General features: G+C 60.2%; 15 protein-coding genes, 1 tRNA gene and 2 rRNA genes. 6 read left to right on the top strand and 12 right to left on the bottom strand.

Annotated features, from left to right (window positions below; all coding sequences use genetic code 11):
• From GGD53_RS03185 to GGD53_RS03195, 3 genes are all read left to right on the top strand, one after another.
• Positions 1 to 75: ribosomal RNA gene (locus tag GGD53_RS03185) — 23S ribosomal RNA — on the top strand; the annotation flags it as partial.
• A 219-nt stretch (positions 76 to 294) separates the two neighbouring features.
• Positions 295 to 409, top strand: a 5S ribosomal RNA gene (gene rrf, locus GGD53_RS03190).
• Between the two features lie 105 nt (positions 410 to 514).
• Positions 515 to 591 (top strand) — tRNA-Met (locus tag GGD53_RS03195).
• Between the two features lie 555 nt (positions 592 to 1,146).
• Here GGD53_RS03195 and GGD53_RS03200 read toward each other — a convergent pair.
• The 3 genes from GGD53_RS03200 to GGD53_RS03210 form a co-directional block, all read right to left on the bottom strand.
• Positions 1,147 to 1,362, bottom strand: a complete 216-nt coding sequence (locus GGD53_RS03200; RefSeq protein ID WP_184453526.1) for a hypothetical protein — start codon at positions 1,360 to 1,362, stop codon at positions 1,147 to 1,149.
• Between the two features lie 271 nt (positions 1,363 to 1,633).
• A complete protein-coding gene (locus tag GGD53_RS03205; protein ID WP_184453527.1) occupies positions 1,634 to 2,260 on the bottom strand; it encodes a response regulator transcription factor in 627 nt (208 codons plus the stop codon).
• 51 nt (positions 2,261 to 2,311) lie between these two features.
• On the bottom strand, positions 2,312 to 8,260 hold the full coding sequence (locus tag GGD53_RS03210) for an AAA family ATPase (protein ID WP_184453529.1): 5,949 nt from the start codon (positions 8,258 to 8,260) through the stop codon (positions 2,312 to 2,314).
• A gap of 644 nt (positions 8,261 to 8,904) precedes the next feature.
• On the opposite strand from GGD53_RS03210, the gene nuoH reads away from it, so the two are divergent.
• The 3 genes from nuoH to GGD53_RS03225 are packed head-to-tail and all read left to right on the top strand — an operon-like array spanning position 8,905 to position 10,969.
• Positions 8,905 to 9,906: an NADH-quinone oxidoreductase subunit NuoH gene (gene nuoH / locus GGD53_RS03215; RefSeq protein WP_184453531.1), complete on the top strand. Its 1,002-nt coding sequence runs from the start codon at positions 8,905 to 8,907 to the stop codon at positions 9,904 to 9,906.
• A 10-nt stretch (positions 9,907 to 9,916) separates the two neighbouring features.
• Positions 9,917 to 10,483, top strand: a complete 567-nt coding sequence (locus GGD53_RS03220) for an NADH-quinone oxidoreductase subunit I (RefSeq protein ID WP_184453533.1) — start codon at positions 9,917 to 9,919, stop codon at positions 10,481 to 10,483.
• A gap of 45 nt (positions 10,484 to 10,528) precedes the next feature.
• On the top strand, positions 10,529 to 10,969 hold the full coding sequence (locus GGD53_RS03225) for a CBS domain-containing protein (protein ID WP_184453535.1): 441 nt from the start codon (positions 10,529 to 10,531) through the stop codon (positions 10,967 to 10,969).
• A 178-nt stretch (positions 10,970 to 11,147) separates the two neighbouring features.
• Here GGD53_RS03225 and nuoG read toward each other — a convergent pair whose 3' ends face one another.
• From nuoG to GGD53_RS03270, 9 genes are all read right to left on the bottom strand, one after another.
• Positions 11,148 to 13,727: an NADH-quinone oxidoreductase subunit NuoG gene (gene nuoG, locus GGD53_RS03230; protein WP_184453537.1), complete on the bottom strand. Its 2,580-nt coding sequence runs from the start codon at positions 13,725 to 13,727 to the stop codon at positions 11,148 to 11,150.
• A 33-nt stretch (positions 13,728 to 13,760) separates the two neighbouring features.
• The gene (gene nuoF / locus GGD53_RS03235; protein WP_184453540.1) at positions 13,761 to 15,026 is read right to left on the bottom strand and encodes an NADH-quinone oxidoreductase subunit NuoF; all 1,266 of its coding nucleotides are present in this window, start codon (positions 15,024 to 15,026) and stop codon (positions 13,761 to 13,763) included.
• Positions 15,027 to 15,030: 4 nt separating this feature from the next.
• On the bottom strand, positions 15,031 to 15,540 hold the full coding sequence (nuoE, locus tag GGD53_RS03240) for an NADH-quinone oxidoreductase subunit NuoE (RefSeq protein ID WP_184453542.1): 510 nt from the start codon (positions 15,538 to 15,540) through the stop codon (positions 15,031 to 15,033).
• 16 nt (positions 15,541 to 15,556) lie between these two features.
• The gene (nuoD, locus tag GGD53_RS03245) at positions 15,557 to 16,771 is read right to left on the bottom strand and encodes an NADH dehydrogenase (quinone) subunit D (protein ID WP_184453544.1); all 1,215 of its coding nucleotides are present in this window, start codon (positions 16,769 to 16,771) and stop codon (positions 15,557 to 15,559) included.
• A 29-nt stretch (positions 16,772 to 16,800) separates the two neighbouring features.
• On the bottom strand, positions 16,801 to 17,337 hold the full coding sequence (locus GGD53_RS03250; RefSeq protein WP_184453545.1) for an NADH-quinone oxidoreductase subunit C: 537 nt from the start codon (positions 17,335 to 17,337) through the stop codon (positions 16,801 to 16,803).
• Entirely contained in the window at positions 17,334 to 17,837 is a 504-nt protein-coding gene (locus GGD53_RS03255) for a NuoB/complex I 20 kDa subunit family protein (RefSeq protein WP_184453547.1), read from the bottom strand. The genes GGD53_RS03250 and GGD53_RS03255 overlap by 4 nt, the downstream gene beginning before the upstream one ends.
• Positions 17,825 to 18,190, bottom strand: a complete 366-nt coding sequence (locus GGD53_RS03260; protein ID WP_184453550.1) for an NADH-quinone oxidoreductase subunit A — start codon at positions 18,188 to 18,190, stop codon at positions 17,825 to 17,827. Before GGD53_RS03260 ends, GGD53_RS03255 begins: the two co-directional genes overlap by 13 nt.
• A gap of 129 nt (positions 18,191 to 18,319) precedes the next feature.
• Entirely contained in the window at positions 18,320 to 19,759 is a 1,440-nt protein-coding gene (locus tag GGD53_RS03265; RefSeq protein WP_184453552.1) for an NADH-quinone oxidoreductase subunit N, read from the bottom strand.
• Positions 19,756 to 21,231 carry an NADH-quinone oxidoreductase subunit M gene (locus tag GGD53_RS03270; RefSeq protein WP_184453554.1) on the bottom strand — a complete coding sequence of 492 codons (1,476 nt, stop codon included), beginning with the start codon at positions 21,229 to 21,231 and terminating at the stop codon, positions 19,756 to 19,758. Before GGD53_RS03270 ends, GGD53_RS03265 begins: the two co-directional genes overlap by 4 nt.
• Positions 21,232 to 21,234 lie beyond the last annotated feature (3 nt).

Genomic DNA, 21,234 nt, shown 5'->3' on the forward strand with positions numbered 1-21,234 from the left:
CGTTGATAGGCCGGGTGTGGAAGTGCGGCAACGCATGAAGCTTACCGGTACTAATAGCTCGATCGGCTTGATCGTTCTCATTGTTCATGCTCATCAGCCAAAGGCTGATGATGCCTGACCTTTGTCCTGACGCGCCAAGGGCGCTGCGGACGGCCCGCCAAACGATTGGCGACGCGCCTTGCGCTTGCGGCCCACGGCCGAAAGTGCCACGCGAAAGGTCATGAAAGACGTGTTTAAACAAGCAGGCCTTCGGCCTGCACCAGCTTCTCAAATCAATAAGTTGCGCTTTGCCGACCTGGTGGTTATGGCGGGGTGGCTGCACCCGTTCCCTTTCCGAACACGGCCGTGAAACGCCCCTGCGCCCATGGTACTTCGTCTTAAGACGCGGGAGAGTAGGTCGCTGCCAGGTCTGCTAAACGCAACTCAGTTGATAAAATCTTCTCATCACAATCCAACGGCCCAACGCCAACACAAAAGGGTCGCGCAAGCGGCCCTTTCTGCTGTAAAATAATAACGCGGGGTGGAGCAGCCCGGTAGCTCGTCAGGCTCATAACCTGAAGGCCGCAGGTTCAAATCCTGCCCCCGCAACCAAATCTTCCCAAAAGCCCGCCGATATGGCGGGCTTTTGTTTTTCCGGGACCTCAAAACATACGTTCAGCGAACGGCGCCGGAGTCCGATCCCTCACGTTCAGCTCGTTGCGGGCCAGGAATTCCGCGGGCCGAATCGTCTGCAATGCATTTGCTCACCAATCCGGCGGACTTTGCGATTCCAGCAGACCTCAATGAATGTGGTCGGCGAAGGCCTGATGAAGCTCACAAAACCAGGCCACTCAAGCCGCCGGGACTTTTCTCGTTTGGGCACATGATGGGTCGTCAAGGCGCAGAGCACTTTTGCTGTCCGCTCTCGCGCAACGGTCATCATTGCTGGAAAATCAGCAGGACGTAGGCCAGGAAAAGCACCAGATGGACCGCACCCTGCATCAGATGCGTGCGGCCGCTGGCAAAAGTGGCACGTCAGGTTGCAAGGCCAGCTAGCTTTGTTTGCAACTTACCATTATCCGAGGCACCTTTAGAGAGTCAGCGCCCTCAATCGTCCTCTCCTCACAGTCTATAGGACGAGCGGTTGGCTAGATGGCGATCGGAGAGTTACTGTCGTCTTCGATCGTGGTGCTCCCTCTGGGCGGGCGCAAGGATAGCATGGGATTCTGCACGGTTCAGCGTGTTGACCAATTCTTCGGCCTCATCGGCGGTAAGCATGTCCATAACGAAGCCATTGACGAGAGCTTTTCGGTCTGAAACCGTATCGATTACCGTCCAGTAGATGTTGAGGTTCTTCTGCAGGGCGTATCTCTGGTTTTGCATGAATGATACCTTTCCTAGTCTTCCGTTTACTCGCGCGTTGCATCAACATCGATGATGTCCGTCCATTGGTGGGGAGGCGCGGACCCGACGCAGATTCTTGCACGAGACGCGATAACATCCGTCCTGTCTCTGCATGTTCTTTCAGCTGGTAAGAGGATAGAGCCGACGGGCTTCGGAACGTATTGCCGAATGAGATAAGCGACCAGCCGAATTGGCACCCCGGCTATCCACCCGTGGCAGGCGCCCGATACTTTGGTCTAGATATGTGAGCCTACCTGACCCACGCCGGCTTCGTCGTCAATCCGAGGCTGTCCGCCATCCGGACCAGGTCAACGAGAGATCTCGCCTGCATCTTCTGCATGACGTGGCCGCGATGAACCTTGATGGTTACCTCGCTCAGGCCCACTTGAGCAGCGATTTGCTTGTTGACGCTGCCCGCGACCACCAGGTTCATGATTTCGCGCTCGCGCGGGGTCAAGGAATCATAGCGGGACCGAAGCTCGGCAATGAGCGCGACTTCCTGCCTGCGAGCGCAATCGCGCTCGATCCCGGCATAGGCGGCATCGAGCAATTCCTGCTCGCGCAGCGGCTTTGTCAGGAATTCGATAGCGCCGGCTTTCATCGCCCGCACAGAGATCGGAATGTCGCTGTGGGCACTGATAAAAATGACCGGAAGCTCAATTCCAAGGGAAGTGAGCATGCTCTGAAATTCCAGGCCGCTCCTCCCCGGCAGCCTTACATCGAGAATGATGCAGCCCGGTACGTCAGGGCGCTTACTATCCAAAAATTCCTGGCTGGAAGCGAATGTCAGTACCTCAAGTCCAACCGAGCGCAGGAGATCGCCGAGGCCTTCGCGGACAGATGCGTCATCATCAATGATGTAGACAATCTCCTTCATCCATGTCCCCAAATTTTGCGCCGGTCAGGCGGCGCCCCGGACATGGATCCATTATTTCTCCTCGGTTGGTAATGTAAACTGAAAAATGGCACCGTGCGGCGCGTTTGGCGTGGCCCAAAGTTGGCCCTTGTGAGCCTCTATGATCGAACGACTGATCGTCAGGCCCATGCCCATACCCTTGGGTTTGGTACTGTAGAACGCCTCGAATATATCGCCGATCTTCGCCAGGTCGAGAATAGGGCCGCTGTCGCGGACTGCCACTACAACGGTATTGGGTGCTGCCTTTTCAGTGTTTACGATGAGTTCGCGCGCTCCCTTTGGCATCGTCGCCATCGCGTCGTTGGCGTTCATGATAAGGTTCAGGATCACCTGCTGGATTTGCACCTGGTCCCCTACGACCAGGGGCAGGCCGTCGGAGAGGTTTGTACGAAGCGACACCGCACTGCGTTCGAGGTCCGTGGACACCAGCGCAATCGTCTCGGACACGATGTCGTTGATATTCAGCCGGTCCCTGCGCTCGGGTGATTTCTTCGCCATTGCCCGAATCCGGTCGATGACCGCGGATGCACGAAAAGCGTCGTTGATCATGCGCTCGATGGCGCGACGGGCGGAGACGATGTCACGGGGATCCGCGTCGAGATAGCGAAGGCAGGCATTGCCGCTGCTGACTAGCCCCGTGAGCGGCTGTCTGACCTCGTGGGCGATGGAGGCTACAAGTTCGCCCATAGTGGTCAGCCTGCTTACATGGGCAAGTTCTGCTCGCGCAAGCTGAATAGCATCCTCGGCCTGCCTGCGGTCGGTGATGTCACGCGCCAGCGAAAGACGAAACCATTGCTCTTCCTGTCGGAATTTACCGACGCGAACCTCAACCGGAAACGTTGTTCCGTCCTTACGCCGGTGGAGCGTTTCGAAAGTCATTGGCTGTCCTGCATCGACGCGATCCACCAATGTCGCAAGCGCCTTTTCGTCGATAGCTCCGTCAAAGTCGCGCGGGTGCATGCCAATCAATTCCTCCCGGCTGTAACCGAGGCTTTCACAGGCTTGGCGGTTGACGTCTATGACGGTCAGATCGTCGGTATGGAGGAAAAAGGCATCGGTGGCGTGGTCGACGAAGGTCCGAAAACGAGTTTCGCTTGCTCGCAGTCTCTCCTCTGCTTTCTTGCTCTCGGAGAGGTCGAGCACGAAAGCCACGGCCTGGCTCCCGGCCCCCTCGAAACTTGCCTCACCGATCATCACGGGTACGTGACCGCCGTCCTTTCGCTGGTACACCTTTTCAAAGGGGCGGACGCTGCCGGTCACTCTGAGCTCGGTCGCGGCTTGGTCGTCACGCTCGCGCCATTCCGGCGGTGTCAGCTCTTTATCCAGCAATTGACCCGCCAAGAGTTCGTCACGGCTGTAGCCCACCATTTGCAGGAACGCCTCGTTGGCCTCGATAATCCGACCTTCGATATCCCGGATAAAAATTCCGATGATGTTCGCTTCGACAAGCCGGCCTATTCGCGCTTCACGTTCTGCCAGGTCGCGGTAAAGTCCGGTGATTTCGAGCGTGCTGGCGGCTTGCGAGGCGATCAGCTTCAACACCGGAATGCGCCCCGGCGCGAAGACACGGCCCGCCAGAGTGTTTTCCAGATACAGCGCACCGATCAGCTTCGCGTGATTGATCAGCGGCAAACAGAGAATGGATCTGGCCGCGCGATGGCGGATATAGGGATCGGCTGCAAAGGCGTTTTCAGCCGACGCATCGTCGAGGCTGACGATCTCCCGCATACGCAGAACGTAATTGAGAACTGATTCCGGCATCACGCCGGTGATGGCCTCATTACGCAACTCTATGAGGACCGCTTCGCCACGGATCGTCGCCTCAGCGGCAATCCGCGGTTCGCCGCCACGCGACAGGATCAGAAGACCACGTTCGGCTCCCGCCTGCTCGACGGCCATTCGCAGCACCGTATCGATCAGCTTGTCGACGACGATTTCGCTGGAGACTGCTTGCGACACATTGATGACGGTGGCGAGGTCGAGATGCTCGATCGGCGCTTCGATCGTGCTTGTTGCAGCCGGCGCCGATTGTCCATCCCGCAGTTGGGGATAGGCTCCTTCGAGCTGCCGCACCTTGCCGTCGGCTCCCCAACTGAGATAACACCGACGTGCGTTTTGAAGATAGAGCCGAGCAATCTGATCGAAACCGCGCGCCCGGTAAAAGGCGAAAGCGCGCTCATACGCGATCGCTTCGTCGTGTGGGAGCGCATGCGCACGCGCCAACTGGATCGCCTGTTCATAGAGGCGCTCGGCATGCAACTCACGGCTTCCCAAGCGGGCGATCTCTGCGCCAAGCAATGTTGCGCGGCTTGCGAAAATCTCCGGGCAGTGCGCGGCCCAAGTGTCGAGCTGCCGGCGGTGAGCGCGTATGGCCTTGCGATAAAGAGCTGTTTCAGTGGTCGATCCTTGCAAAGCAGAGGCCAATGAAAGGCCGGTGTAGAAGTGATATTCCGCCCGCTCGAAAATAGCGGGCGTCATCCAGAGGAGGCTTTCTGCTTTCGCCGCTGCCGAAAGTGCTGTGGAGGTATCCCCGGCAAATACACATGCCTGTAGCTTGCGGATCCAGTACAGGCAACTGCCCGGCTTGCCGTCGGTCTTAAGTTCGAATTGCTGCTCGTCGAACCCTTCATCGTTGAAGCTTCCGAAGATCGGCGTCAGCCCGCGAAGCGTTCGGATGAGTTGGAGCTGCCCGCTGATGAAACCGACGGCGACTCCGAAGCCGGCCTGACGCGCGAAGTCCAGGCCGGCTTCCGCATCGCGCTGAACCTGCGAGAGGGGCTCGCCAGCAGCCAAAAGATAAGTCACAAGGTTATTCCGGCTTAAGACGGCGTAGGTGAGATCGCCGACCTGCTGTGCCGTTTCGAATACGCGTTGCGCAAGCGCACGGCCGATGCGGACATGACGCGATGACGATTTCGCAAGGTTACCGAAGGCGAGGTAGACTCGTGCCTTCAGGCGTTCCATTCCAGGCTGTTCCGTCAGGTCCAGTCCGAGCAGGCCGAAGCGAAAACCGGCTTCATAGTTGCCAAAATAGGGCCCGAGCACCGTGCCCACAGCAGTGAAGGCATAAGGCGATGTGTCGCTGTTGCCGTGCTTGAGGCTGATGTTGCCCATTCGCCCGATAACGAGACAGCGCAGATTCTCGTTGGTAAACAGGGCCGGAGTAACAAGTGAAGTCAGAACGTCCATGGTCGCGAGCGCGACCGGGTCCGACATAGGGGGCGAGTTAAGCAGCGTTTCGATAGGGCGGCCCCCGAGTTGTCGCCAAAGCCGCGCGTATTCCTGGCGCACCTGGCTCCTGGTTGGGTGGGACGACCACGAAATGCCGACCCGGTGCAGGTAATCGAGGCCAAATATGATGGCCTGATCGCTCCGACCCAGGCTCATGTAAAGGTCGACGCGCAGGCGCGTGACGCGGGCCAGATCGGCGAGGCTGGTGGCTCGGCTTGCCAATTCCGCGAGGCGGGCCTGCGCCTCCGCCGGTGCCCCGGTCAAGAATTCGCATTCGGCCCTGTGGAGTTCGAGGGCGAAAGCGAGTTCGTATCGGCGCTCCCAGGCATCATCCGGCAGGTAAGCCGCACCCGTGCCGGCATAGGCCAGCGCCGATTCGTATGCAGCCGACGCCTTGGCGCGGCGAGTGGCAAGCAGGTTCAAGTCCGCGAGACGCTCACGCTCTTCACCCGGCGCGATGAGGGCGCCGCCGCAGTTGAGCTGGCCGACAATCTCGAAAATATTCTCCTCAAGTGCCTGCGGCGGCGTATGCATCAGCAGGAGGCGGCCAATGGAAAGATGCGCTGCCGCCCGCTCATCTTCAGGGATCAGCTCATACGCGGCCTCCTGAACGCGATCGTGCAGGAAGCGGTATGATGACCCCTCTTCAAGCAGCACGAGTCCGGCGCGCGCCGCGGCCCAAAAGGCTGCATGAACCGCGTCGTGATTTTCGCTCCTGATCAGAGCCAGGCAATCAACCGCCGCGTGATTGCCGAGACACGCTAGCATGTTCAGGGCAGCCTGCGTGGTATCGGGCAGGCGCCGCAGCTTGCTTAGCATAAGATCCACGACGTTATCGGTATAGCCTTTGGCTCGTATGCGATCGAGATCCCAATCCCAGCGCGTGTGTTCGCGATTGAATTCGAGCAGGCCTTCGTCCGGCAGCGTGCTCAGGAACTGGAGCGCGAAGAAAGGATTGCCTCCGCTCTTCTTGTGCACTAGCCGCGCAAGCGGCTCGGCACGCTTGCTTCCGCAATGAAGAGCGTCTGCCAGCATCCGGGTCAGATCTTCCAGCCTAAGCGGTGTCAGTACGATTTCATGCACTTGACCACCGGCCTCCCGGATCGCTGTCAGCCGGCGGATCAGCGGATGGGTGGACGATACTTCGTTGTCACGATAGGCGCCAATGAGCAGCAGGTGACGCATATCCTGCTGGGTGCACAAATCTTCAAGCAGATCGAGTGTTGCTGCGTCCAACCATTGGAGATCGTCCAGAAACAGCGTAAGCGGATGTTCTGCCGTGGCAAATACTCCCAGCAGGCGCCTGATGTTCAAATGGAAGCGGCGTTTGGCATCCTGAGGCGGCAGATCCGCAACCGCCGGAAGCCGGCCGATGAGAGATTCAAGTTCCGGAATAAGCGTTACCAGCAGCCGACCGCTCGCGCCCAGTTCTTCGGTTAAAGCAGCGCGCCAGGGCGCGAGTTCGGCTTCACTCTTGCCCAGCAGCACTCGGACGAGGCCTTGCAGGGCCTGCGCTACGCTCGCATAAGGAATGTGACGCTGGTTCTGGTCGAATTTGCCGGAGGCAAACAGCCCACGCGGCGGTACGAGCGCGCGGTGGAGCTCATTCACGACCATCGATTTGCCCACGCCGGCATGACCCGAAACCAGCACCAGCGTCGGCCCAGCGCCCGCGACGACCCGGTCGAATGCGGAGATTAGTGCGGCGATCTCGCGTTCGCGACCGTAGGGCCGCTCGGGAATCACCAGTCTGTCCGGCACATCGCGTGTCCCGAGCGGAAATTCTGCGATCCGCCCATACTTCTCGCTCTCGACGAGGGCACGTCGCAGATCCGCCTCTAGCCCCGCGGCCGTCTGGTAGCGTTCCTCTGCGTTCTTGGCGAGCAGCTTCATCACGATTGCCGAGATAACCCCTGGTAGCTCTCTTGCACGCTCGAACGGCGGCACCGGTCGCTTGGCAACGTGGCAGTGCACCCATTCCATCGGCTCCGAAGCAGTGAACGGCAACTGGCCTGTGATCATTTCGTAGAGCGTGATGCCGACGGCGTAGAGGTCACTACGCGAGTCCACCGATCGGTTCATGCGACCGGTCTGTTCGGGCGCCATATATGCGAGGCTGCCAGCAATGACCTCAGGGGGCTCGGCGACCTGGCGCTCACGAGAAAGATGCGACGCCACTCCGAAGCCCGTGAGACGGACCCGCCCTTCCGCCTCGTCCGCCAGTATATTCGCCGGCTTGATGTCCCTGTGAATGAGGCCGCATCCGTGAGCCTTGCCGACTGCCGCCGCAATGCCCTTGGCAAGACGCAGAAAGACAGTGAGTTCGCCGGCCATGCCATGGCTGTGCCGTGCCATCAACTGCGGGAGGGGCACGCCGCCGCAATCTTCGAGGACGAGCACCATACGACCATTTTCCGTTGTGAAATCCAGCGGTTTGGCTGCCCACTCCCGGTCGAGTTTGTCTTTCAGGCGATATTCGTGGGCCAGTCTATCGAGGCTGGTTCGACTGGGATGTTCGGCTGCAAGCTGCACCCTCAGAACGGCTTTTGATGCGCCGTTGCCGCTCCGGATCAGCTCTCGTGTAAAAATGCGATCGCCGTCACTCCAGGAGGATTGTGGCTCGTGGTACCGAAGGTCAGTCGAAGTCTGCTGGCCGATGGAAGCGAGAGCGCGCTTCCGTCCGAACATGTTCTTCCTGGTCTCCTGCGCATCTTTGACCGTGTCGTCCATGGCACACCGCTCGCTTCGATGCTGCCCGCATACCATCTGAGGTGCAGGCATCGCAGATCCAATCAAGCTTCACCGACTTTCCTCTCATGTCAACGAGCCTATGCTTCGGATTATTGCGGCGGTCGCATCTCTGCTGATCCTCCTCCTCCGAAAGTTCCAGTGCATGTTGTCAAGGCAGTTCCGCCAGGAGCAAAGCTCGGCAAATGCGGTTTCATGCTGTAAGAGGCGCCGCGCCGGCAGGGTGAAGGTCTCGCGGTCAAGCAAAACGCCGGCGCGGCAAGTCGGCCCGTGATGGGAGGGCGTTTCTTTTAGGGCCGTTGCCACATTAACTCTGCCTGGAGCACCCTCGCTATTATGCCAAAGTATATTTGTTTAGCCCTTTCGCCCGATTTCCTAAACCGGACCAACCCTGCCGGTTGTATCAGGTCGCCCTTTTTCATGCTGATCACCCAGCCGCTAGCATTCAATGCCGGCGGATCCAATTGGAGGCTATCGGCAGCGAGCTGCGGCATAACGGCGACGGCATTGTATGAGGTGCGTTGCCGTTGTACCATGTAGTTTGACAAGCGTGCGCAGTGCTCATTGTAGAGCCGGAACCAAAGCCCGGTCGCGCGCTTCAACCCGATGAATAAGTAGTTCGGATAGTGGAACTTATCGTCGCCCTTGGCCTGATCGTCTTGAAGGTCGCGTTCCTGATTGCGATCCTGCTGTTGCTACCCTTGCCGCTCACCTGGCTGGAACGCAAGGTCGCCGGGCACATGCAGCAGCGGATGGGGCCGATGCGCGTGGGATGGCACGGGCTGTTGCAGCCGGTGGCGGACGGAATCAAACTCCTGACGAAAGAGGATCACATTCCGGCCGAGGCCGACCGGTTCCTGTTCAAACTGGCGCCAATCCTGGCACTCGCCCCGCCCTTTGTGGTGTTCGTCGCCATCCCCTTCGGCGAAACTGTCTCGGTCCTCGGCCACGGGATCATGCTCTACGCCTCCAACATGAATGTGGCGCTCCTTTTCGTTTTCTCGGTGATCGGGATCGAGGTTTATGGCGTCATCTTCGGCGGCTGGGCCTCCAACAGCAAATACGCTGTCCTGGGCAGCCTCAGAACGTGCGCGCAGATGATCAGCTACGAAATCCCGATGGGTTTCGCGGTCATCGGCGTGGTCATGCTGGCGCAATCCATGAGCCTTCTCGAGATCGTGCGGGCGCAGGCCAATGTCTGGAACATCGTCTACCAACCGGTCGGATTCTTCGTGTTCTTCGTCGCCGGATTGGCCGAAGCGCAACGCATCCCCTTCGATCTGGCGGAAGCGGAAGGCGATCTAGGGGCCGGATTCCATACCGAATACAGCGGTATCCGCTTTGCCTTCTTTATGGTCAGCGAATATGCCATCGTATTGCTTGTGTCGACCCTGGTGGTGATTCTGTTCTTCGGCGGCTGGAACGGAGTTCTGATTCCCTTGCCACCACTCCTGTGGTTTGCTCTCAAGGTCGCGTTCTTCGTCTATGTGTTCATCTGGTTCCGCTTCACTTTCCCCCGCTACCGCTACGATCAGTTGATGGCGATCGGATGGAAAGTCTTGCTTCCTCTGTCGATGGCGAACATAATTATAACTGGCGTACTTTTAGGGGCCGTGACGGCCCCATAGCGAGGCGGCGATGTCGCGCGCGCAGGACAGAGTTGGAACATGGATTGGCTGGGCGTTCTTCGCCGATCTGGCGAATGCCTTGGCTCTGACCTTCGGATATCTGTTCGCCAAATCCGTCACCATGCAGTATCCGGACAACGAAAAATGGTTGCCCTACTCGCGTTACCGAGGGCATCACTTTCTGAAGCGTGATGAGGAGGGCGAGATCAAGTGCGTGGCCTGCGAACTCTGCGCGCGGATCTGTCCCTGCGACTGCATCGAAGTCGTCCCGTACGAGGACGAGAAGGGCAACCGGCACCCGGCGAAATTTGAAATCGACACAGCACGCTGCCTGTTCTGCGGGTTGTGCGAGGACGCCTGCCCGGCGGATGCAATCGCCCTTGGGCAACAATACGAATTTTCCAGTTTTTCCTCCGCTGACCTGGTGATTGGGCGCGATGATCTGCTCGTCAAGCCGGGTAAGGCGGCAACCGGCGGCGGCGTCGTTGCCGCGCGCCTGAATACGAAGAAGGACGTACTTGTGCAGACGAAAGAGACGCAGGGCTATAACTGGTGGCGGAATATCCGGCGAACATGAACGCACACCAGCCATCAAACCGAAGCGCTCGAACAGGAGGCTCAGATGTTTGTCGGTGAAATCATGAAGAACAAGGGTGCCGGTGTCATCGCAGTCGCTCCCGATCAGACGATGGTGGAGGTATTGAGGTTGTTTCGAGACAATAATATCGGCTTCGTCGTCGTGAGCCGCTCGAACAGCAAATACCTCGGTACACTGTCGGAGCGGGATTGCTGCAATGCGATGGCCGAATACGGGGCCAAGGCGGCGGCGATGCGGGTCGCGGACATCATGAACCGCAATGTGGCGATGTGTTCGACACAAGATTTGCTGCCCGTTGCGATGGGGATCATGACCCAGCGGCGTACGCGCCATGTGTTGGTCACGGATGGAGGCAACGTTGTCGGCGTGGTCAGCATCGGAGATGTGGTTAAGCACAGGCTCGACGAAGCGCAGCGTACAGAGCAGGAGCTGCAGGATTACATATGCGGGACCAGGTATCACTGACGCCGTCAACTCGATGGGATGACGCTGGGGGCGGGCAGCTTGCCGCGGAGCCTTGCGGTGCCCCGATCCTAGAGCAATTCCAGGAAAAGTGCGAAGCGGTTTTCCGTCCGGAATTGCGTAAAAACAGAAAGTTAGAGCGGTTCAGCGCTTCCGTGAAAACCTGAACCGCTCTAAATCTTCAAACCCCACGCCAGATCCGGCCTGGGTGGTCGACGTCAGGAGTGGCATGCGCCTTCTGGACTTCCACCGCGCATGGATATTCGCCCCGCCGCAGCAGGCTGTTGAGACGCAAGGCTCTATAGTTTTCCGGAACGAAGACGAGGCCCTTGGGAAACCGCCTGTCGACCTTGAGCTGCGCTGTCAGTTCGCCACGGCCGGAACGCACGATTACCTGATCGCCATCCGAAAGGCCAAGCTCCGCAGTATCCTGCGCGCTCATCGCAACATAGGGGTCGTTGGCGACCGTGTTCAGCATGTCCGACCGTTCGGAAAGATACCCGTTGTGGAACAGGCAGTCGCCGGTGATCAGCATGAGCCGGTCGGCTGCTGCTGGAACGGACGGCGGCGCAAAGAACCTCGTCACAGGTGGCGTCGGCACCGCCTTGGTAAATGCGCCGCCAGCGCCAAGTTCGCCCTGCATCAATCCCTGATAGGCTGGAACCAGGCGGGCAATCTCGGCGAAAATTTCCCCTTGCGTCGATGGCCGCAGTGCCTGGTTGCAAAGCGCCGCGACGAAGTCGAAGATCGCCAGATTGCTCCGCGCCTCGAAGGCGGGTTCGCGGAATTTGCGAACATTCTGGATCCGGCCCTCGTTGTTGGTGAACGTGCCGGTTTCCTCGCCATAACCTGCCGCGGGCAGGACGACCTCGGCAAGGCCCGCCGTATCCGTGAGGAACGCGTCCTGCACAATCAGGAGATCGGCGGCGACAAGCGCCCGCGTTACGAAATCCCTGTCGGGATAGGCAATCAGGGGGTCGGTTCCGACGATATAGAGTGCGCCCATCCGCCCGCCGACGCAGAGTTCCAGAATGGCGTCGAGATCCGCGCCGGGTTCAGCTGGGATTTCGGCGCCCCAGTCCCGCGCAAGAGTTGTGCGCGCCACATCGTCGGCGACCGCCCGCAGGCCCGGCAGAGCCGCCGGCAGAACTCCCATGTCCCAGGCGCCCATCTGGTTGGCACGGTCGAAGAGGAACTGCATCGCCAGACCCTTGCCGAGCAGGCGCAGAACCTGCAGCAGGTTATTGATCTGCTGCAGTGTCGCGCGCGCTTCGGGGGATCTCAGGAGGTCGACGCTTACAAGCACGGTGACGCTATGGCCTTCATTGAGCGCGGTGGCCAGATGATCCGACCCGTTGCTGCCGGTGCCCGCTGCCGTCCTGCCGATCGTCGTACCGATGTCCACAAATGCGTCGCCCGCCAAGGTCTGACCGGCCGCCGCCATGAGCGCGCTTACCACCGCCGCAAGGCTCGCCTCTTCTCCGCCCGGCGGCACGCGAACCACCACCCTGGCATCGGCGTCCAGACGCGAGGGCCGCGCCGAAAGCATCAGCAATCCGGTCTGCCGCCGCCGCACGGCGTCTCGCAGCAGGTATTCGGTGACGGGATTCTCCTCGGTCACGTTGCCGCCGACGACGAGCACGCAGTCGTTGCCGATTACGTCGTCCAGCGGTGTGCGGCTGTAGAAAGTTCCCAATAGCGGGCCGAGCGTATCGAAGGGCGCGGCCCAGCGTGACGAACAATCAATGTTGTTGGTCCGGAATACTGTTCGCATCAGCTTCTGGAACTGATAGAGCACCTCGTTGGGCAGGCGAGGCGAGGCCAGCCCGCCGGCATCCTTGCTCTCGACAGCCAACAGTCGCCGGCGCAGATAATCCCCCGCTTCGTCCCAGGAAACCGGAACTAGGGCGCCATCCTGTCGGATCATTGGCTGCTTGATCCGGTCCCGGCTTGCAACGAAATCGAGGCCGAAGCGTCCTCGCACGCAGAGAGTTTCGTGGTTGACACCTTCGTCCCACTTCGAGCGCACCCGCATGAACTCGCCCTTGCGCGTGCCCACTGTCAACTGGCAACCGGTGCCACAATGCGGGCAGATCGTGTCGGTCTCTACGAGATCCCAGGGGCGCGCCTTGTAGCGGTAGGGGAAGCTCATCAGCGCGCCGACCGGGCAGACCTCGACACAATTGCCGCACTGGTCGCAACTCGCCAGACTGCCCTCGAAGCCGGTGACGGCGGTATCCATGCCTTTTTCGACGGTACCCAGCGCCACCGCGCCGACGACCTCCTCGCACATCCGGACGCAGCGCTGGCACTGGATGCAGCGGTTGACGTTCATGATGATAACCGGGCTCAGGCGAATGTCCTCGGAGTGGAACACACGTTTGTCATCGCGGAACTGGCTTTCGCGGGGCCCATAGGCCATGACCATGTTCTGAAGCTCGCATTCGCCGCCCTTGTCGCAGATCGGGCAGTCGAGGGGGTGGTTGGCGAGCAGCATGTCGAGCATGGAAGAGCGCGTTTCCTCGATCAGAGGCGTATTCGTCCGCACGATCATGCCATCGGTGATCGCAGTCGCGCAGGACGGCTGCAGCCGGCGCAGGCCCTCGATCTCCACCAGACACATGCGGCAGGAGGCCAGCGGCGGCAGACGCTTCAGATAGCAAAAGGTCGGGATATCGATGCCCAAACGCCGGGCGGCCTGCAACACTGTCGAGCCAGCCTCAACTTCCAGCGTTTGTCCATCGATTGTCACTTTAAGCATGGTTTCCTCACAACCCTGATCCAGCACACTCCTTCAGTGAAACGGGCACCTCCGCTCCTCGACATGGGCGACGAATTCATCTCGGAAATGCGCGAGTGCTGCCCGCAATCCCATCGCTGCACCGTCACCCAAGGCACAAAACGTGTTGCCGAAAATGCCTTTGCAGAGCATCTCCAGCTGCTCCAGATCGCCGGGTGCGCCATCCCCGCCTTCAACCCGACGCAGGACCTTTACGACCCAGTTCAATCCTTCCCGGCAGGGCGTGCACTTGCCGCAGGACTCATGGTGGAAGAACTCGACGATCCTGGTGGCGACCTTGACCATGCAGGTGCTATCGTCGATCACGATAACGCCAGCCGAACCGAGCATCGAGCCGGCGGCAGCCAGCGAGTCGAAATCCATCCTCACGTCCAGCCCGGGCTCAGGGATGACCGGCGCAGAGACCCCGCCCGGGATCACTGCCTTGATCTTGCGTCCCGGCAAGGCCCCGCCGGCATGTTCCTCGACCAGTTCGCGCAATGGTATGCCCATCGGCAACTCGTAGAGGCCGGGTTTGCGCACCAGCCCACTGAGGCAGTAGAGCTTCGGGCCGGGGCTCTTGTCCGGGCCGATTCCCCGAAACCAGTCCGACCCCCGCATAACGATGTGCGGCACGCAAGCCAGCGTCTCGACATTGTTGATCACAGTCGGGCTGGCATAGAGCCCGGCCACGGCCGGAAATGGTGGCTTCAATCGCGGCTGCGCCCGCTTGCCCTCGAGCGACTCGAGCATCGCAGTCTCCTCGCCGCAGATATAGGCGCCGGCGCCGCAGTGGATGTGTACCGCGAAATTGAAATCCGAGCCCAGAATGCGCTTTCCAAGATAGCCGTTTGCGTGGGCCTCGGCGATCGCTTGCTCCAGACGACGGATCGCCTTCACATATTCTCCGCGAATGTAGACATAGGCGGTTTCGGCCCCAATCGCGTAGGCACTTACCGCCAGCCCCTCGATCAGTTGATGCGGGTCACGCTCCATGATGATCCGGTCCTTGAACGTGCCCGGTTCGCCCTCATCGGCGTTGCAGCACAGATATGTCGGCTTGCCCATGCGCTTCGGCACGAAACCCCATTTCATGCCCGTCGGGAATCCGGCACCGCCGCGACCGCGCAGGTTGGACCGCTTGACGAGGTCGATAACCTCGTCAGGCGTGTACTCGCGCAGCGCCTTCGCCAGCGCCTGATAGCCGCCTCCAGCCTCGTAGGTCGACACCAAATGACCGTCCGCCACATCGACATTTTTGAGAAGAACCGGCTCGGACATGGCGCTACTCCCCCGGCAGCCGCGCAGAGATGTGCTCGACGCTCGCGGCTCCCGCTATCGCCCGCAGGCTGTCCAGCAGTGCGTTTATCCGCGTCACATCAAGGTGGGCGTGGTAATCGTCGCCGACTTGCATCACCGGAGCCATCTCGCAAGCGCCGAGGCATTCGACGGTCGAAAGCGTGAACAGCCCGTCCGGGGTGGTGCCGCCTTTCCTGATCCCCAGCACTGTTTCCAGATGGTCTAGCAGGTCCTCCGATCCGCACAGCATGCAGGAAACATTGTTACAGAGTTGCAGGTGGAACATCCCCACCGGTTCGGTATGGAAGAGGGTATAGAAGGTCGCCAACTCGTAGACCCAGATCCGCTCGACTCCGAGAATGTCGGCGACCTCTTCCAACACCGGCCCAGGCAGATGGCCATGTTCTTGCTGCGCGATCAGGAGCGCGGGCATGATCGCAGAGCGCTGGTCGGGATACCGCGCCGCCGCCTCTTCGATCTTTTCGCGCATGGTCATCGCATTCAAATCCTTGCTACTTGTCCACCTCCGCCATCACAGGGTCGAGGCTGCCGAGCACGGCGATCATGTCCGCCAGATAGCGGGCGTTGGTGACCCCGAAGAGGGCCTGAAGATTGACGAACGAGGGGGCCCGCACCTTCATGCGGAACGGTTTTGGCGACCCGTCGCTGATGATGTAGAAGCCAAGCTCGCCCTTTGGCGCCTCGATTGCCGAATAGACCTCGCCCCTCGGCACCTTGAAGCCGTAGGCCGACAGGTCGAAATGCTGGATCAGCGCCTCCATCGAGCAGTGCACCCGATCCTTGTCCAGCGGGAAGGCGATTGTCGGCATGTCGATCTGGAACGGCCCCTCAGGCATCTGGTCGATGCATTGTTCGATGATCCTTATGCTCTCGCGCATCTCATCGACGCGGCATCGCCAGCGTGCATAGCAATCACCCTCGTCACGGGTGATGACCTTGAACGCGAGCCGGTCATAGATCTCGTAGGGCTCGTCGCGGCGGATGTCCCAGTCGACGCCGGAAGCACGCAGGTTCGGGCCGCTGAGGCCGAGATCGATGCCATCCTCTGCGGAGATCACGCCGATCCCCTTCGTGCGATTGAGAAACACCCGGTTATCTTCGAGCAGTCGCTCATAGTCGCGGATCCGGTTCGGGAAGATGTCGCAAAACTCCCGGATCTTGGCGAAGAACCCGTCAGGCAGGTCTTCGCGCACCCCGCCGACCCGGCAGAAGGACGTGTGCATGCGCGCACCGGTTATCATTTCCAGGAGATCCATGATCATTTCGCGCTCGCGCATGACGTAAAGCAGCGCGGTCATGGCGCCGAGGTCCATCGGCAGCGCGCCGGTGATCAGGAGGTGACCGGAGATCCGTGCCAGCTCGGCCATCATCACGCGGATATATTGCGCCCGGATCGGCGCTTCTATGCCGAGGAGTTTCTCCACCGCCAGTGCGAAGGCGAGGTTGTTCGAGGGCGGGCAGAGATAATCGAGCCGATCCGTCAGCGGGAAAATCTGGGTATAGGTGAAGCTCTCCGCCAGTTTTTCGGTGCCGCGATGGAGATAGCCGATATGCGGATCGACGCGCTCGACGAACTCGCCGTCCAGTTCGAGGACGAGCCGAAGAACCCCATGGGTGCTGGGGTGCTGCGGACCGAGGTTGAGAAGCACTTCTCTGGTATTGAGCGCTTCACCCTCAGGCCTGCTGAGCTCGGTGACTTCAGTCATCTCAACGTTCCGGCGTAGAACGGCCTCCCTTACGGAATGTCTCTGGTGGCAAGGTCGGGCTGCGTTGGCGGCGGACCCTCGGCACCGAAGGGGTTCAACTTGTCCTTATAGCCCCTGAGGGGGAAATCCTTGCGCTGTGGGAAGCCCTCGAAGCCTTCCCACATGTAGATCCGGCGCAGATCGGGATGTCCCTCGAACCGGATACCATACATGTCCCAGGCCTCACGCTCATGCCAGTTGGCGGTACGCCAGACTCCCGTGACCGAAGGCACTTCAGGAGGATCGCCAAGTCGGCACTTGATGCGGACCCGCCACCTGTTGGGCAGCGAATAAAGATGGTAGACCGCCTCGAACCGCGGCGTTTCGGGATAATGATCGACGCCGCAAATGTCCGAAAGGAAATTGAACTGCAGCGCCGGATGCTCTTTCAGGAACCGGCAGAACTCAACGATCCTCTCGGGCGGGACGGCAAAGACGTCGATACCGTGCGCAGTGCCGAGGTCCTCGATTGTTTCTCCGAAGCGCTCCATGATCGGGGCGCGATTGAGGGACGGCTCCACACTCATGACGCTATAACCCGATCCAGAGGTGTGCCGGCGAGCGCCCGCGACCTCTTGATCTTTTCTTGAAGCATGAGAAAGCCGTGCATCAGCGCCTCGGGCCGGGGGGGACAGCCAGGCACATGCACATCGACGGGTACGAAGGTTTCCGATCCCTGCACCACGGCATAGGTATTGTAGACCCCGCCCGAAATAGCGCAGGTGCCCATGGCGATCACCCAGCGCGGTTCCGGCATCTGGTCATAGAGTCGCCGCACGACGGGCGCGAATTTCCGGGTCACCGTGCCGGCAATGATCATGACGTCGGATTGTCTCGGCGAAGGGCGGAACACCACGCCGAACCGGTCGAGATCGTAGCGGGCGCAACCGGCGGAGATCATCTCGATGGCGCAGCAGGCGATGCCGAAGGTCTCCGGCCATAGCGCCGATCTCCGGCTCCAACTGATAATGCTGTCGGCCGTGGTGAACAGCACGCTGTCGCGGATCGCGTTGTTTACGCCTCCCATTCCAGCGCTCCTTTCAGCCAGGCGTAGGCGAAGCCTACGAGAAGCAGCAATATGAAGACGATCATCTCGATATAGCCGACCAGCCCGATCTCTTTCAGGACGACGGCCCAGGGAAAGAGGAACATCGCTTCGACATCGAAAACGACCAGCAGGATCGCGAGAATAAAGAACGGCACCCTGAAGCGGCCCGCCGCCGCCTCGCCCGCGGCGTCCATGCCGCATTCATAAGGCATGTTCTTGGCGGGATAGGGATTGGATGGGCGCAGCAGCGAGGAAACGAACAACGTCACCCCCGCCACCAGAACGACTCCGGCGATCATGAAAAGAACCGGCAAGAATTCCATTGCAGTCATATCACTGCACCGGTTGCCCACCGACCTCATCGCGAACCGGTAGATCGGTCACGCCGCGGGGCGACTTGGGCAATCCTTCCTCCGCCTTCAAGTTTATTCCGTCGGTGTGATCATTGCAAATCCAATCGCTCACCCGCCAAAAACCGAATCTTGGGCAAGCTTCAGAAACCACGACGGAAATAGGCCGATGCCGATGGTGCCGGCAGCGGTGACGGCGAGTGTCGCGCCCACCAGAGGCGTCAGCGCCGGGGCGAACGCCCTCTTCGGCTCGTGCATATAGATCACCATGACGATGCGGATGTAGAAATAGGCGGCGACTGCGCTGAACAGCACTGCGATGACCGCCAGCATGACGAAACCATGCTCGACGAGGGCGACCAGCACGTAAAACTTGGCGAAGAACCCGGCGGTCGGCGGAATGCCGGCCAGCGAAAAGAGATAGAGCAGCATCAGAAGCGCCAGCCCCGGATGTGACTTGGCGAAACCCGCATAGTCTTCGATGACCTCGCCCGAGAAATCGCCACTCCGCATCATGATGACGGCGCCGAAAATGCCGAGATTCATGAAGGCGTAGATCAGCAGATAGAGCATCACGCTGGCGATCCCATCGGCGCCGCCAGCGGCCACGCCGAAAATGGCGAAGCCGGCATGGGCGATGCTGGAATAGGCCAGGAGACGCTTGAAATTATCCTGCACCAGCGCCACGAAGCTGCCGAGCGCCATCGTCACCACCGCAATGACGGCGACGATGATCCAGACGTCCGAGGCTGCGACCAGAGGGTTGAGGAACACCCGCAGGATCACCGCGAATCCCGCCGCCTTGGGGCCAACCGACATGAAGGCGGTGATCGTTGTCGGCGCGCCTTCATAGACGTCCGGCAGCCACATGTGGAAGGGAACCGCGCCGACCTTGAAGACCAGCCCCGCGACGATGAAGACCACCGCCAGCAACAATCCTGGATCGAGCGGACCGGCGGTCACGGCCGCAGCCATCCCGTCCAATTGCGTTGTGCCGGTGAGCCCGTAGACCAGCGAAACGCCGTAAAGGAAAATCCCGGTCGAGACCGCGCCAAGGATTACATATTTCAGCGCTGCTTCGTTCGACCGCCGCTCACGCCGCAGGAAGCCGGTCAGCACATAGGTGCAAATCACCATCAGTTCGAGGCCAACATAGATCGACAGGAGATCGGTCGCCGAGGCCATGATCATCATGCCCGAAAGCGCAAAGAGCAGCAGGACATAGTATTCGCTGCTCGCGATCCCTTCGATATCGGCATATTTTCGCGAAAGGAGGAATGTCAGAACGGTGGCTAGGTAGAAAACGAACTTGAAGAAGACCGCGAAGCGGTCGGCGACGAACATGCCCGTGTAGGCCGGGCGTACCTCGCTCGCCAGCATGAGTGTCGCCAAGGCGGCAATCAACACGATCGCGAGCGACGCCCAGACAAGCAAATGTTCCTGTCCCCTTCGCACAAACTGTCCCAGGATCAGCAGCATGCAGGCTCCGGTGATCACCACGATTTCGGGCAGGCTCGCTAGGGCCGACTGGAAAAGCATGGCGGCGGTCATTGGCCGCTCCCCCTACTGTGCACGTGTGTCAGCAGATGCTTCACCGAGGCATCGATGACGTTGAGGAAGGGTTTCGGATAGAGCCCGACCCAGAGCACGAAGACGGCCAGCGGCAGAATCGCAGCCATCTCACGGGCGTTCACGTCGCGTATCTTCAACCGGGCGCCGACGCTGGCCGGGCCGAGCGCGACTTTCCCATACATGCCGAGCAGATAGGCGGCCCCGAGCAATGCGCCCAAAACGGCGGCCGAGCCGGCGACCAGGTTGGCCGCAAACCCGCCTGACAGCACCAGCAACTCGCCCACGAACGAATTCGTTCCCGGCAGCGCCATCGACGACAGGGTAAACAGTGCCAGAAACGTGGTGTAGACCGGCGCCACCTTCATCAACCCGCTATAGTCGGCGATGCTGCGGGTATGGGTCCGCTCGTAAATCAGCCCGACGAACAGGAATAGGGCGCCTGTCGTCACGCCATGATTGAACATCTGCAGGATACCGCCCTCGAGCCCGCGGAGATTCAGCGCAAAAATCCCCAGCGTCACGAAGCCCATGTGGCTGATGCTGGAATAGGCCACCAGCTTCTTCAGATCGTCCTGCGCCAGCGCGAGCAACCCGCCATAGACGATCGCAAGCCCCGAAAGCGCCAGCATCAGCGGCGAATAATACGTCGATGCCTCCGGCAGCATCGGCAGCGAGAACCGCAGGAATCCGTAGGCGCCCATCTTCAGGAGCACGCCGGCGAGGATAATGCTGCCCGCCGTCGGCGCCTGCACATGGGCGTCCGGCAGCCAGGTATGGACCGGCACCATCGGCACCTTGACCGCAAAAGCGATCAGGAAGGCGAAGAACAGCCAGGACTGGATCCGGAACGGCAAGTCCTGTTCCGTCAAAGCGAGGATATCGAAGGTCCTTCCACCGTAGAAATAGAGCACGATGACACCGATCAGGAACAGGAGGCTACCTGCCAGCGTGTAGAGGAAAAACTTGATCGCCGCATAGACCCGACCCTCGCCGCCCCAGACGCCGATGATGAGGTACATCGGGATCAGCATCGCCTCCCAAAAGACGTAGAAGAGGAACAGATCGAGTGCGCAGAAGACCCCGAGCATCAGCGCCTGCATGGCGAGCAGGCAGATCATGAATTCCTTTACCTTACGGTCGATCGCGACCCAGGAGGCGAGCACGCAGATCGACCCCAACAATGCGGTCAGGAACACGAAGAGCGCGCTGATTCCGTCGATGCCAAGCGCATAATTGATCCCGAGGGCAGGCACCCACGAGCGCGTCTCGGTGAACTGCATGGCATGGGTCGTGGTGTCGAAGCTGACCAGCATGGCGATGCAGAGAGCAAGGTCGAGGACGGTGAAAGAGAGCGCAGTCCACCGCACCGCATCGTCACCGCGCAGGAACATCAGAACCGCGGCCCCGACAACGGGTGTGAATATGATGAGGCTGAGCAGCGGGAAGCCCATGGC

It is taken from the genome of Rhizobium aethiopicum, assembly GCF_014197535.1.
GTDB classification, from domain to species: Bacteria; Pseudomonadota; Alphaproteobacteria; order Rhizobiales; family Rhizobiaceae; genus Rhizobium; species Rhizobium aethiopicum_A.